This window comes from Citrobacter sp. Cpo074, assembly GCF_030332745.1.
In the GTDB taxonomy this organism is placed as follows: domain Bacteria; phylum Pseudomonadota; class Gammaproteobacteria; order Enterobacterales; family Enterobacteriaceae; genus Citrobacter; species Citrobacter portucalensis.
The window spans coordinates 829,371-843,103 of record NZ_JAOWHG010000027.1; the positions used below are offsets into that span (position 1 = coordinate 829,371).

Annotated in this window: 11 protein-coding genes; all 11 read left to right on the plus strand. The window is 52.5% G+C overall.

Features of this window, described 5'->3' with window-relative positions; translation table 11 throughout:
• Positions 1-64 precede the first annotated feature (64 nt).
• The 11 genes from OGX83_RS08605 to OGX83_RS08655 all read left to right on the plus strand — a co-directional run bounded on the left by OGX83_RS08605 (position 65) and on the right by OGX83_RS08655 (position 13,663).
• Positions 65-1,048, plus strand: coding sequence for an alpha/beta hydrolase (locus tag OGX83_RS08605; RefSeq protein WP_174770456.1), 984 nt, complete (start codon positions 65-67; stop codon positions 1,046-1,048).
• Between the two features lie 289 nt (positions 1,049-1,337).
• Complete coding sequence (fecI, locus tag OGX83_RS08610; protein WP_008784388.1) at positions 1,338-1,859, plus strand: ferric citrate uptake sigma factor FecI; 522 nt, start codon at positions 1,338-1,340, stop codon at positions 1,857-1,859.
• Positions 1,856-2,809, plus strand: coding sequence for a ferric citrate uptake sigma factor regulator FecR (gene fecR, locus OGX83_RS08615; RefSeq protein ID WP_218659375.1), 954 nt, complete (start codon positions 1,856-1,858; stop codon positions 2,807-2,809). The genes fecI and fecR overlap by 4 nt, the downstream gene beginning before the upstream one ends.
• Before the next feature lie 86 nt (positions 2,810-2,895).
• On the plus strand, positions 2,896-5,220 hold the full coding sequence (fecA, locus tag OGX83_RS08620; protein ID WP_286587790.1) for a TonB-dependent Fe(3+) dicitrate receptor FecA: 2,325 nt from the start codon (positions 2,896-2,898) through the stop codon (positions 5,218-5,220).
• Between the two features lie 75 nt (positions 5,221-5,295).
• Positions 5,296-6,195 (plus strand): Fe(3+) dicitrate ABC transporter substrate-binding protein FecB, encoded by a 900-nt coding sequence (locus OGX83_RS08625; RefSeq protein WP_008784385.1) that lies wholly within the window; start codon positions 5,296-5,298, stop codon positions 6,193-6,195.
• Complete coding sequence (gene fecC, locus OGX83_RS08630) at positions 6,192-7,190, plus strand: iron-dicitrate ABC transporter permease FecC (RefSeq protein WP_286587792.1); 999 nt, start codon at positions 6,192-6,194, stop codon at positions 7,188-7,190. The genes OGX83_RS08625 and fecC overlap by 4 nt, the downstream gene beginning before the upstream one ends.
• A complete protein-coding gene (gene fecD / locus OGX83_RS08635) occupies positions 7,187-8,143 on the plus strand; it encodes a Fe(3+) dicitrate ABC transporter permease subunit FecD (protein WP_286587794.1) in 957 nt (318 codons plus the stop codon). Before fecC ends, fecD begins: the two co-directional genes overlap by 4 nt.
• Positions 8,144-8,911 (plus strand): Fe(3+) dicitrate ABC transporter ATP-binding protein FecE, encoded by a 768-nt coding sequence (fecE, locus tag OGX83_RS08640; protein ID WP_286587796.1) that lies wholly within the window; start codon positions 8,144-8,146, stop codon positions 8,909-8,911.
• A gap of 579 nt (positions 8,912-9,490) precedes the next feature.
• Entirely contained in the window at positions 9,491-11,095 is a 1,605-nt protein-coding gene (locus tag OGX83_RS08645; protein WP_103285029.1) for a VPA1262 family N-terminal domain-containing protein, read from the plus strand.
• Between the two features lies 1 nt (position 11,096).
• Complete coding sequence (locus tag OGX83_RS08650; protein ID WP_286587799.1) at positions 11,097-11,717, plus strand: hypothetical protein; 621 nt, start codon at positions 11,097-11,099, stop codon at positions 11,715-11,717.
• Positions 11,714-13,663: a hypothetical protein gene (locus OGX83_RS08655; protein ID WP_286587801.1), complete on the plus strand. Its 1,950-nt coding sequence runs from the start codon at positions 11,714-11,716 to the stop codon at positions 13,661-13,663. Before OGX83_RS08650 ends, OGX83_RS08655 begins: the two co-directional genes overlap by 4 nt.
• Positions 13,664-13,733 lie beyond the last annotated feature (70 nt).

A 13,733-nucleotide genomic window follows, 5' to 3' on the forward strand; every position in this document is an offset into this window, starting at 1 on the left:
GTAGAGCAGGCCATATTTATAATATAAATTGACGGGTACGCTGAATTTTACAGGAACATCTCCAATGAATATTGCCGCCTCAATTGCCCTTTTGGGCGCTTGCCCATTTGTGAGTCTGGCGGCAGTACCGGTGACCTTTTCCGAAACTGCCCTGGATGCCGCAGGGCCAAAAGGCCCTTTGAAAGGCACGTTACTCACCCCGAATTCAAAACCAACAGCCGTTGTTCTTATCGTTCCTGGCTCCGGGCCAACCGATCGGGATGGAAACAACCCGCTTGGTGTGAAGGCATCGCCTTACCGACTTCTTGCTGAAGGCCTGGCTGCCAAAGGTTTTGCGACGCTTCGTATCGACAAACGTGGAATGTTCGCTAGCGCAATGGCCGTAGACGATGCCAATGCGGTGACGATTGCTGACTATGTTGACGACATTCGATCCTGGGTAGACGTGCTTAGACGTCACATGCACACTCCCTGTGTTTGGGTTTTAGGACACAGCGAAGGGGGTGTAGTCGCACTTGCCTCGGCTCAAGAAGAGAATGTGTGCGGTGTGGTTCTTATCGCAACGCCTGGGAGGCCGATGGGCGAGGTGTTGAGGGGGCAACTTAACGCTAATCCGGAAAATGAAATTCTATTAAAGCAGGCGCTGCCGATAATTGATGCTCTGGAGCATCGGCGGCGAGTCGATATTACGAATATTCACCCAGCACTGCAAAGTATCTTTAATCCTGCTGTTCAGGGGTTTTTGATCAATGCATTTTCATATAATCCGGGTCATCTCATTTCGAGTATTTCCAAACCCGTGTTAGTGCTACAAGGGCAACGCGATCTCCAGGTGGAAGAAACGGATGCAAGACTGCTTAAGGCCGCGAATCCTCAAGCGTCCCTGGTTATACTGCCCAATATGAACCATGTTATGAAAGAGGTGACTTCGGACGATCGCAAAGCGAATATCGCGACATACGCTGAACCCGCGCTCCCCTTAGCTCCCGGTTTAATCGACTCGATTGAGCATTTCCTGATCCGCAACTCACCTTTTCCCGAAAAGTAACAGCTGCTCTGCTCTCGGTGTCCTCCCAAGACGGTTTACTTTTAAAGAGTTCAGCATGCTTTAAAGCATTCGTCTGCTCCATGCTCACAGCAGACATGGTCAGATGTCATTCCAACCGTCACATGCCAGAAGCAGACTCCCCTTCCCCATCCGATATCCACCTCATAACATTTTTATAAATAACAACGCATTAAGAAGTTCAACGTAATACAATTATATTTCTAATTGTAATGATAACCATTCTCATATTACTATAATCGCGTGATAATTAACTTTTGATACATTCCACATGTCTGACCACGCCACTACCACTGCTTCCTTTACGCTCGAGTCGCTTTATGGCGCACATCACGGCTGGTTGAAAAGCTGGCTGACGCGCAAACTCCAGTCCGCCTTTGATGCAGATGACATTGCCCAGGACACTTTTCTACGGGTAATGGGCAGCGACTCGCTCTCGACGATCCGCGATCCGCGCTCCTTTCTGTGCACTCTCGCCAAACGGGTGATGGTCGACCTGTTTCGCCGAAACGCGCTGGAAAAAGCCTATCTGGAGATGTTGGCGCTTATGCCGGAGGCGCTCGCGCCTTCCCCCGAGGAACGCGAGAGCCAGCTCGAAACCCTGCAACTCATCGACAGCATGCTTGACGGGCTGAACGGAAAAACACGAGAGGCGTTTCTGCTTTCGCAACTGGATGGTCTGACATACAGCGAGATCGCGCTGAAGCTCGGTATCTCCGTCAGTTCGGTGAAAAAGTATATGGCAAAGGCTATCGAACATTGTCTGCTGTTTCGTCTGGAGCACGGTCTGTGAACGCTTCTATCACCGATTCTCGCCGCCAGGCATTGCGCTCGGCATCGCACTGGTATGCTGTATTGAGCGGCGAGCGTGTCAGCCCACAGCAAGAAGCGCGCTGGCAACAATGGTACGAAGAGGACAAAGATCATCAGTGGGCCTGGCAACAGGTTGAAAACCTGCGCAGCCAGCTCAGCCGCGTACCGGGCGATGTTGCCAGCCGGGCGCTGCACGATACGCGCTTTACCCGTCGTCATGTCATGAAAGGGCTACTGCTGCTGCTCGGCGTGGGCGGCGGCTGGCAGCTCTGGCAGTCTGAAGCCGGTGAAGGTCTGCGCGCGGATTACCGCACCGCCAAAGGCGCGGTCAGCCATCAGAGGCTGGAAGATGGTTCTCTGCTGACGCTCAACACACAAAGCGCCGCGGACGTTCGTTTTGATACGCGTCAACGCGCTGTCCATCTCTGGTACGGCGAAATTGCTATTACTACCGCAAAAGACGCGCAGCAGAGACCTTTCCGCGTTGTGACCCGCCAGGGCCAGCTCACCGCATTAGGCACAGAATTTACCGTCTACCAGCATGACAACGTCACACGCGTTGTCGTTCAACAACACGCTGTTGAAGTCTTACTGGCAAATCGTCCGCAGGAAAAACGCATCGTCAGCGCTGGCGAGAGCCTGCAGTTTAGCGCGTCTGAATTTGGTGCAATAGCCTTAGCGGATGATGAAAGCGCCACCTGGACGCAGGGCATTCTGAGCTTCAGCGATAAACCTTTGGGTGAAGTGATTGCCACGCTGAGCCGTTATCGCAACGGCGTGCTGCGCTGCGATCCGGCTGTGGCCGGATTACGCCTGAGTGGCACTTTCCCGCTGAAAAATACTGATGCAATCCTGGATGTTATTGCCAAGACTCTTCCAGTGAAAATTCAGTCAGTTACGCGGTACTGGGTAAATATTTCCGCATTGTAAGAAAAATAATTCTCATTTCGATTGTCCTTTTTCCCCTTCTCATTCGACTCATAGATGAACACAACAAAAATGATGATGGAGAAGGTATGACGCCTTTACGCGTTTTTCGCAAAACAACACCTTTGGTTAACGCCGTTCGCCTGAGCCTGCTACCGCTGGCCGGGCTGTCGTTATCCGCCTTCGCAGCGCAGGTTGATATTGCACCGGGTTCGCTCGACAAAGCCCTTAATCAGTATGCCGCGCTCAGCGGAATTACCCTGTCGGTTGACGCCAGCCTGACGCGCGGCAAACAGAGTAACGGTCTTCACGGTGACTACGACGTCGAAACCGGCCTGCAACACCTGCTGAACGGTAGTGGCCTGCAGGTGAAACCGCTGGGTAATAACAGCTGGACGCTGGAGCCCGCACCAACACCGCAAGAAGATGCCCTGACCGTGGTGGGCGACTGGCTGGGGGATGCGCGCGAAAACGACGTATTCGAGCATGCCGGCGCACGTGACGTTATCCGCCGTGAGGATTTTGACAAAACCGGCGCAACATCCATGCGCGAGGTACTGAACCGCATTCCTGGCGTTACCGCCCCAGAAAACAACGGCACCGGTAGCCACGATCTGGCAATGAACTTTGGTATTCGCGGCCTGAATCCGCGCCTGGCCAGCCGTTCAACGGTGCTGATGGACGGTATTCCCGTGCCGTTTGCCCCTTACGGCCAGCCGCAGCTTTCACTGGCGCCCGTCTCACTCGGAAATATGGACGCCATCGACGTGGTTCGCGGCGGTGGCGCGGTGCGTTACGGGCCACAGAGCGTGGGCGGTGTGGTGAACTTTGTTACCCGCGCTATTCCGCAAGACTTCGGCATCGAAGCCGGCGTGGAAGGCCAGCTCAGCCCAACATCTTCACAAAATAACCCAAAAGAAACGCACAACCTGATGGTGGGCGGCACGGCGGACAACGGTTTTGGTATCGCCCTGCTTTACTCCGGTACACGTGGAAGCGACTGGCGCGAACACAGCGCGACCCGCATCGACGACCTGATGCTGAAAAGCAAATATGCGCCAAACGAAGTGCATACCTTCAACAGTCTGTTGCAATACTACGACGGTGAAGCTGACATGCCCGGCGGCCTGTCTCGCGCGGATTACGATGCCGACCGCTGGCAATCCACGCGCCCTTACGATCGCTTCTGGGGGCGCCGCAAGCTGGCAAGCCTCGGCTATCAGTTCCAGCCGGACAGCCAACATAAATTCAATATTCAGGGCTTCTACACTGAAACCCTGCGCAGCGGCTACCTGGAACAGGGAAAACGCCTCACCCTTTCACCGCGTAACTACTGGGTACGCGGCATTGAACCACGCTACAGTCAGAGCTTTATGGTGGGTCCTTCCGCGCACGAAGTGGGCGTGGGATACCGCTATGTGAGCGAGTCGACGCATGAAATGCGTTACTACACGGCCACCAGCAGTGGACAACTGCCGTCCAGCGCCAGCCCTTACGATCGCGACACTCGTTCGGGCACCGAAGCGCACGCCTGGTATCTGGATGACAAAATCGACATTGGCAACTGGACTATCACACCGGGTATGCGCTTTGAACATATCGAGTCATACCAGAACAACGCCATCAAAGGCACACATGAGGAAGTAAGCTACAACGCCCCACTTCCGGCGCTAAATGTACTTTATCACCTGACTGATAGCTGGAATCTTTATGCAAACACTGAAGGCTCATTCGGCACCGTACAGTACAGCCAAATTGGCAAGGCTGTGCAAAGCGGCAATGTGGAACCGGAAAAAGCGCGAACCTGGGAGCTCGGAACCCGATACGACGATGGCGCGCTGACGGCGGAAATGGGGCTGTTCCTGATTAACTTTAATAATCAGTACGATTCCAACCAAACCAACGACACCGTTACCGCACGCGGTAAAACGCGTCATACCGGACTGGAAACTCAGACTCGCTATGATCTCGGCACATTGACGCCAACGCTCGACAACGTTTCAGTCTACGCAAGCTATGCGTATGTGAACGCTGAGATTCGCGAGAAAGGCGATACCTATGGCAATCAGGTGCCCTTCTCACCAAAACACAAAGGCACGTTGGGCGTGGACTATAAGCCGGGCAACTGGACCTTCAATCTGAATAGTGATTTCCAGTCCAGCCAGTTTGCGGATAACGCCAACACCGTTAAAGAGAGCGCTGACGGCAGTACCGGTCGCATCCCTGGCTTTATGCTCTGGGGCGCACGCGTAGCCTATGACTTCGGCCCGCAGATGGCAGACCTGAACCTGGCGTTCGGTGTGAAAAATATCTTCGACCAAGAGTATTTCACCCGCTCTTACGACGACAACAACAAAGGCATCTACGCAGGCCAGCCGCGCACGCTGTATATGCAGGGTTCGTTGAAGTTCTAACCCCCCGTTTACCCGGCCTGCATGCTGTTTTTGTAGGTCGGGCAAACGAAACGCCACCCGACGCAGGCAATTTACATGTTCACACCATTACGCACGCTATTCGCCGCTCTGCTGCTCACCGGCCATGCTTTTGCCGCCACGGTTCATGACGAACATGGCACCTTTACGCTTGATAAAACGCCACAACGGATAGTGGTGCTGGAACTGTCGTTCGCGGACGCACTGGCTGCTGTCGATGTCAGTCCGGTCGGCATTGCCGACGATAACGATGCCACACGCATTCTTCCAGAGGTTCGTGCCCATCTGAAACCCTGGCAGTCTGTCGGCACGCGTGCGCAGCCGAGTTTAGAAGCCATCAGCGCGCTGAAACCGGATCTGATCATTGCCGACAGCAGCCGCCATGCGGGTATTTACATCGCCTTACAGCAAATAGCACCTGTGCTGCTGCTCAAGTCTCGCAATGAAACCTACGCTGAAAATCTGCAATCTGCGGCCATCATCGGTGAAATTGTGGGTAAAAAAGCACAGATGCAGTCACGCCTGGCGCAACACCAACAACAGATGTCAGCGTGGGCCAGCCAACTGCCAAAAGACACGATGGTGGTGTTTGGTACGTCCCGGGAGCAGCAGTTCAACCTGCATACTCAGGAGACCTGGACCGGGGGCGTCCTGACCTCTCTGGGGCTGACGGTGCCTGCGGCTATGGCGGGTTCGTCTATGCCGTCCATCGGTCTGGAACAGCTGCTGGCGCTCAATCCGGCATGGCTGCTGGTCGCGCACTATCGTGAAGAGAGCATCGTGAAACGCTGGCAACAAGACCCGCTGTGGCAGATGTTAACTGCGGCGCAAAAACAGCAGACGGCGTCGGTCGACAGTAACGCCTGGGCGCGGATGCGCGGCATTTTCGCAGCCGAACGCATTGCCAGCGACACGGTAAAAATCTTTCACCACCAGCCTTTATCCGATGTGAAATGACAATTTTCAAACATCCAGCGCTACAGTGGGGGCTTCCCCTTGTCGCGCTTATCGCTATCTTCTGGCTGAGTCTATTTTGCTACTCGGCCATTCCTGTTTCTGGCGTTGATGCCATTCACGCCCTGCTGCCAGGCCATACGCCGACACTTCCACAAGCGCTGGTGCAAAACCTTCGTTTGCCGAGAAGCCTGGTCGCCATTTTGATCGGCGCAAGCCTGGCTCTGGCGGGAACGCTGCTGCAGACCCTGACGCATAATGCAATGGCCTCCCCTTCACTACTCGGTATTAACAGTGGCGCAGCGCTGGCGATGGCGCTTACCAGCGCTATCAGCCCTGCGCCCGTTACGGGTTACTCCATCGCCTTTATCGCCGCCTGCGGTGGCGGCGTAAGCTGGCTGATGGTGATGACCGCAGGTGGTGGATTTCGCCACACCCAGGACAGAAACAAACTGATCCTCGCGGGCATTGCGTTCTCGGCTTTCTGCATGGCCCTTACCCGCATCACTCTGCTGCTGACGGAAGATCACGCCTACGGCATTTTTTACTGGCTTGCGGGAGGCGTATCCCACGCACGTTGGCAGGAGTTCTGGCAGCTTTTCCCAATGGTAGTGGTTGCTGTACCGGTGGTATTGCTGCTGGCTAATCAACTGAACCTGATTAACGTCAGTGACAGCACCGCCCGCACGCTGGGGGTGAATCTGCCGAAGCTCCGTTTGATCATCAATATTCTGGTGCTGCTTCTGGTCGGTACCTGCGTCAGCGTGGCAGGTCCGGTGGCGTTTATCGGTCTGCTGATGCCGCATCTGGCTCGCTTCTGGGTGGGATTCGATCAGCGCAAGGTCCTGCCGATGAGCATGCTTATGGGCGCCACGCTGCTGCTGCTGGCTGATGTTCTGGCCCGAGCGCTGGCCTTCCCTGGCGAATTGCCCGCGGGGGCAGTAGTGGCGCTGATTGGTGCACCCTGTTTTGTCTGGCTGGTCAGGAGGCGTGGATGAAAATTGCGTTCGTCATTTTCATCGCCCTCGCGCTGGCAGGACTTTCGGTTTTGTCACTACAAATGGGGGTGATCGCCGTTCCCTGGCGTGCTCTGCTGAGCGACTGGCAAACCGGGCGCGAATATCATTTCGTATTAACGTCGTACCGCCTGCCGCGACTGCTGCTGGCGCTGCTTGTTGGTGCAGCCCTCGCAGTGGCAGGCGTGCTGGTGCAAGGGATCGTGCGTAACCCTCTGGCATCACCGGATATCCTCGGCGTAAACCATGCTGCTAGTCTTGCCTCTGTGGGCGCGCTGCTTCTCTTACCGTCACTACCGGTGATTACTCTGCCGCTACTGGCCTTTGCCGGTGGCATGGCGGGCCTGCTCCTGCTGAGAATACTGGCGAACACCAGCCAGCCGATGAAGCTGGCGCTCACGGGTGTTGCGCTCTCTGCCTGCTGGGCCAGCCTGACGGATTATCTGATGCTTTCGCGTCCGCAGGATGTGAACAGCGCCCTGCTGTGGCTGACCGGCAGCTTATGGGGCCGTGACTGGAGCTTTGTGAAAATAGCCGCCCCACTGCTGATTTTGTTTCTGCCGCTGAGTCTGCGTTTTTGCCGCGATCTCGACCTCCTGGCATTGGGCGATGCGCGCGCCACCACGCTCGGTGTGTCGGTGCCGCGTATTCGGCTCCAGGCTTTGCTACTGGCCGTCGCCATGACATCGACCGGCGTGGCCGTCTGCGGCCCAATTAGCTTTATTGGTCTTGTGGTGCCGCATATGGTGCGCAGCATTACCGGTGGACGTCACCGCTGGCTGCTGCCCGTTTCAGCCATGACAGGTGCGTTGCTGCTGGTGGTTGCCGACCTGCTGGCGCGAATTATTCATCCTCCTCTGGAACTTCCGGCTGGCGTGCTGACCGCCATTATCGGTGCACCATGGTTTGTCTGGCTGCTTGTGAGAATGCGATAAATGACATTACGAACTGAAAATCTGACGGTCTGTTACGGTACAAACAAGGTGCTTGATGGCGTTTCACTCGCCCTACCAGCGGGGAAGACAACCGCCCTGCTCGGCCCTAACGGCTGCGGGAAGTCAACGTTGTTAAACTGTTTTTCACGACTGTTAACGCCGCAGTCCGGAGGCGTATTTCTCGGCGATAGTGCCATCAATACGCTCTCATCACGCCAGCTAGCCCGCAGGCTGGCGCTGCTGCCCCAGCACCATTTAACTCCCGAGGGGATCACCGTCCAGGAGCTTGTTTCGTACGGTCGCAACCCGTGGTTGTCACTCTGGGGGCGTCTCTCCGTTGAAGACAATACGCGGGTCCATGATGCTATGAACCAGACCCGGATCCAACATCTTGCCGACCGACGGTTAACCGATCTTTCTGGCGGTCAGCGACAGCGCGCATTTCTGGCAATGGTCCTGGCGCAGGATACGCCCGTTGTACTACTCGATGAGCCAACCACCTATCTCGATATCAATCATCAGGTGGAACTGATGCGGCTGATGGGCGAACTCCGGGCTCAGGGGAAAACGGTGGTCGCCGTGCTGCACGACCTTAATCAGGCCAGCCGGTACTGTGACCATCTGGTGGTCATGGCGAACGGACATATTATGGCGCAAGGCACACCAGAAGAGGTGATGAACCCTGGATTGCTGAGAACCATATTCAGCGTGGATACGGAGATACACCCCGAACCAGTATCTGGCAGGCCGATGTGTGTAGTGAGGTAGATGACACCGTCTGGGTCGCCTTCATATCACTCGTGCTGCGATGACTTCACTCTGCCCAGGTTTCGGTACGCTGATTACCCGTGGCAGAGGCAAGTTCTCGTAACTTCGGTAATTTTTTCATTTACCGAGTGAGAACACGTCGCTGTATGCGCAGCAAGAGAAGCAGGATAAAGGAAAAAGCGAAGAGGATGACAAAACGGGGAGACACGTTAATTAATCTTTCCGCTTAATATTAACAGGCGCCGTGTTGCTTCATACCAACGTCCGCTGTGTGCCAGAAGCGGAAGTAGCTAACAGCAGTCTGTGTGAAGCAAGTGAGAACAGTTTAAAATGGATTAAGTTGTGGTTAGAGAAACCAGTGAGATAAAACGAGCTGCACCTTTATTATTGGAGTTTTTGGAAAGATCGTTCGTATGCCAGATCACTGAAATTTTCTCAAGTGAGATCTTTATGCAGTCAGCACAAACGAAGCATGGACTGACTAGACTGAACCAGCGATGATCTGAAACTCTCTAGATTTCAGTCTATGGCCCAGCGTATATTGTGTTTTTCTCATTAAAATCGCGACGGCTATTAGTAATGGACTTACTCGACACACCGGAACGCTGGGCAATTATCAGACTCGCAACGATCTCGCCCCCTAAAGGCAAGGGGCCAGCCAGATTATTGTTCGCCACTGTGACTGCGCTTGCTCCAGAGAGAATGCCGCCTCCTCCAATGGCTGGGGTTGACCGGATTCGCGTCAAAAGATCTGATGAAAATATTTATTTTCGGCGAGTATTACTTTTAGAATCAGAGGCATTGGAATGGTACCGTTCTCTGAGTGATGGTTTTTCTAAAACTCCCTTACCAACTCGTGAAGTGGACAGGAATGAAAAATACGATGGGATAAAGTTTTTTGTCGGTCCATTATTTGATGAAAAACCTTGGCCTCTGATGAGTTTACCCATTGGAGAGGGTTTATTCAGCCTGCCCTCTGCAGAAAATGACCCAGCTCCCTTTATTGGCAGTATGACATCCTGTATACACCGCCGATTCAGTAGTGGTGCCCGGGAATTTGAGCATTTTTTACTTGATGATCAAGCCTGCGCTTTTATAGCTAGTCGTATGCACATAAATTTTCGTGCCTATCAGGAGTACCTTGGTAGTGCGTGTTATGTCAGCCCTCAACCTGTCATCCGTCAGATTGAAAATTTCATAACTGAAGATATAACTACCGGCGAAGAATCGCTGTTCTTTCGTTTTGTCCCCAGACCCGGTCAGACAGTGCAAGGACTCCAACTCACTACGTTTGATAAGGATATGAATCTACTGACCGACTTCCAGACGGTGTCGCTGCAGGAGGATGGGATCGTCCAGCAGATGAAAGGGACATGTGATGGTGAATATGGATACGTACTCCGCTCTCAGGAACATGGGATTCTGGCTTTCAGTGCTCCCGCGCCTTTCCTCCGTAGTATTAATGTAGGTGTTGGGGTTGCTGACAGAAATCAGCACATCATTGACGTTCCTATCGATGATTCCCCAGGCTCACCCCGTATGACTTATCACGCTTCACGGAGCACGCTTCACAACACCACTTCAGTGGTAGCCAATAAAACAGAATCTCTGAGGTACAGAGCGTTACGGCGCGAGCAGCATATTCGGCGTGAACGAAAGCTCCAAGCTGATACACAAGGTCAGCGGTGGTTCAATGATGATAGCCGTATAGACGCAATGCGCTTTTTCCATTCCCTTATTCAGGGAGCAAAAAAACAAATTATCATTGCTGATCCCTATTTCAGTGGGCTTCAGTTCGCTCAGTATTTATACAAAGTGAGTTCTCCTGAAGTCATTGTGGACATTCTCACCACGAGTAAATCTTTCAAAGGAAAATCTTCTGAAGAAAAGGCCGCAGTCTTCAGCCAAAGAATTGATCATCTTCGCCAGACGCAGCATATAACCGTTAATACACATATTCTACCAGGCAACCTCTTGCACGATCGCTTTGTGGTTATTGACAGCGAGGTCTGGTTTTCTGGAAATTCGCTGAATGCATTTGGCAAACAGGCTTCCGTAATCGTTAAGCTCCCAGACCCGCAGCCAATCATTGATAACCTCAAGAAACTGAAGACTAGGGGGCAGCCTATAAACGTCTACTTTAATGTGAATACAGGCGAGCGATTGGATAAGGAGGATGAATAAGATGGGAAGATTTTCATCTCCAGTCCAAGTGCCCGTTCCAAGTCCAAGAACACTTCCTGCTCAGGCAATTTATTGGGGGTGCCTGCCGGACGGTGATCCTGAACGGTTTCCACCAGACATAAGCGCATTGCATCAACGCCGCGGCTTAAGTGCTCCTCTCCCCTTGTCACATTTCGTCGAGGCAGTTAAACAAGCTAAAAACCGAGTCTGGATAATGGATAGCCATTTCTTGTCCTCACCCAGTGATAATATCAAACAGGATGATTATGTGCTTGATATTGCAGGATGGTTTCACCCTCGGATTGATGCCACTGATATACGCATTCTGACATGTCATGATCCTGGATTTGATGCTTCCCAGCGCTCCATTTTTGATGCCCTTGTTGGCGACATAAACCAGAGGCGCGCTTCCGGACAAACGAAGTTTTCCTTAGTCATCAGGCAAAAAATGGATAACGATTTAATACATGACCGATTTGCAATAATTGATGATGAACTCTGGCACTTCGGGGCGACCGTCGGTGGGTTTCATACCTCTCTGAGCGCGGTCAGCAGGGGCTGGTGTGCGATAGAAACTGGCGCTGCAGATTTCTTTAATTTGGCCTGGAAGGTGATGGTGTGAATGAACTAGTGGAATGGCCTGACATTAGTCGTAAAATTTATTCAGCAGTCAGCGACCCTGCCTCTTCAGCGGATTCGTTTTTTTCTTGGCTGATTTCGTTTGATGGCTTACTGGAGAATGCTGTAGCGGATCTGCAGCACGCATTCATCGCAAGTCAAACCGATGTGGAACCGCTTATAGCGTCATGGTGTGATGGTAACACTCAAGACACTGATTATGAGTTCATTGCTCCTCTGTTCTGCGCGAAGATTCTTAATCTGTATCCGGACATTCAAACTTGGGAAAAAGTGCGCAGCCTGGCAGCGAATTCGGCTGTCGTTGAGTATGGATTACGAAATGCTATGCTGGCGCTCTGCAAACAGAACTCTGACGTTGAAGAAATATATGTCCAACTGATAACTTCTGTTTTTAACGCCATTGAGTGCGGAAAGCTCATCCCGTCTTTTCACCGACAACGAAATGATAATGCCAATCGTCTTTCCGCCTGGGCGAACACTCGTGAAAAGCTTGAACAAGTCTGGCGCGGCATACACCTGGCAGACCCAACAGGTTTTCAGGAGGCTGAGCTGTTTGCGCTGCTGGCCGATATTGATTTCGAGAAACTGATAGCTCTTCTGAATTCATCTGAAAACCCATTTTTGCTTGATTCTATCCTGATGGTCTCAGGTGCGGGAATGTTTACACCCCGGCTTGAACGATGGAAAAGATTGGCAGCTAGCGCGGCTCCTGCGTTTTCTGATGAGGGTGAGTGGAATGAAAATATATTCCTGCCCCTGTTACTTTCGCACGTCATGTCAAGATTGCAGGAACTTCCTCACCAACTATTGAAACGAGAAAAAGTCCCAGAAGAAATTTTTAGGGCCGAACTGGAGGCGTTGACGGAAATTATTGCCAAAACGCTAAGCCTTCGTCCGGACTACGCCGGAATTGTAACCCGTTGGTCGGCCTGGTTAACGCGCCAGATTCTGCTGGATGAACGGGGATGCGAAGATCTATCCCGCCCGAGTTTCGCATACTCACTGCTAAACGATGCATTGGGCAGAAAAGCCTCTGCCATATCCTTACCCGATAGCAGCCCGCCCCAAGCCCCTGCATGGGAAGTCCTCAGCTATTATGCTGCCCGTTCTAACTATGCTCATGACAACAGCTATCCTCTACAGGATGTAACCATCTTTAATCGGTTATGGCGTCCGGAATCCAGTGAAATCAGCAAGGTGGCATTGGATCAATTCTCCTCACGCCTCTCAATGTTTTACAGGAGAGAGGGACAACCTTTTCCTGGGCTCGCTTCACATCTGTTTGCCTTCCCACTTGTCCAACAGGGCAATACAGCCGAAGAATGGCTGGCCTTGTGGAATTCAGCTTATTTAATCAGGGAGGTTGCGGAATTCGGTTTTGCTGATTCGCCTTCAGAAAAATATACGTTACGCCATCAGGTAGGTGAGATGCTTTTAGTGTTGTGTACAACCGGTATTGCTGCGCTGGACCAACTCGCAGGGCTATTTACCGATGGGCAACAGCGCTATCAGCAGGACGTTATCGACCTGCACCAGCATCTGTATGATGCCGTGACGGAGATGATGACTATTGATGACACCATCAATACCAAATACTGGAAGGAAGCCTATCTGCATCTTTGCCTAAGGCGTGCCATCTGGGACAAATCTTTGGGGGATGCTTCAACTGAATCGCTGTTCGTCCCGTCAGAATACCCGACGTTCAATCAATACCTTCGCTATTATCGTTCTGACCTGAAGGATTTCATTGTTATGCTTTCAAGCTGTATGAGAAACAATATAAGTCCTGTGGCTCTAAAAGCGGTTCTTCTTGAATCAGACATCGAACTGTCCCAAATAATCGATCATATAAAGAAGTTAAATGGCATTGATGGGCAGCGTTATCCGCTCAATCAAAAGGAAATAGCGGACCTCCACCCTCTGCTGTAGTACCGGTTCTGGCAGAAGTCACATAAGACTTTGCCGACGGCCTCTTCGCTAAGAATTAGCACCTGCAATC

What these genes read in the sequence shown, in the direction of transcription:
- OGX83_RS08605 (WP_174770456.1), top strand. Translation starts at nt 65, where the DNA reads ATGAATATTGCCGCCTCAATTGCCCTTTTGGGCGCTTGCCCATTTGTG.
- fecI (WP_008784388.1), top strand. Translation starts at nt 1,338, where the DNA reads ATGTCTGACCACGCCACTACCACTGCTTCCTTTACGCTCGAGTCGCTT.
- fecA (WP_286587790.1), top strand. Translation starts at nt 2,896, where the DNA reads ATGACGCCTTTACGCGTTTTTCGCAAAACAACACCTTTGGTTAACGCC.
- OGX83_RS08625 (WP_008784385.1), top strand. Translation starts at nt 5,296, where the DNA reads ATGTTCACACCATTACGCACGCTATTCGCCGCTCTGCTGCTCACCGGC.
- fecC (WP_286587792.1), top strand. Translation starts at nt 6,192, where the DNA reads ATGACAATTTTCAAACATCCAGCGCTACAGTGGGGGCTTCCCCTTGTC.
- fecD (WP_286587794.1), top strand. Translation starts at nt 7,187, where the DNA reads ATGAAAATTGCGTTCGTCATTTTCATCGCCCTCGCGCTGGCAGGACTT.
- fecE (WP_286587796.1), top strand. Translation starts at nt 8,144, where the DNA reads ATGACATTACGAACTGAAAATCTGACGGTCTGTTACGGTACAAACAAG.
- OGX83_RS08645 (WP_103285029.1), top strand. Translation starts at nt 9,491, where the DNA reads ATGGACTTACTCGACACACCGGAACGCTGGGCAATTATCAGACTCGCA.
- OGX83_RS08650 (WP_286587799.1), top strand. Translation starts at nt 11,097, where the DNA reads ATGGGAAGATTTTCATCTCCAGTCCAAGTGCCCGTTCCAAGTCCAAGA.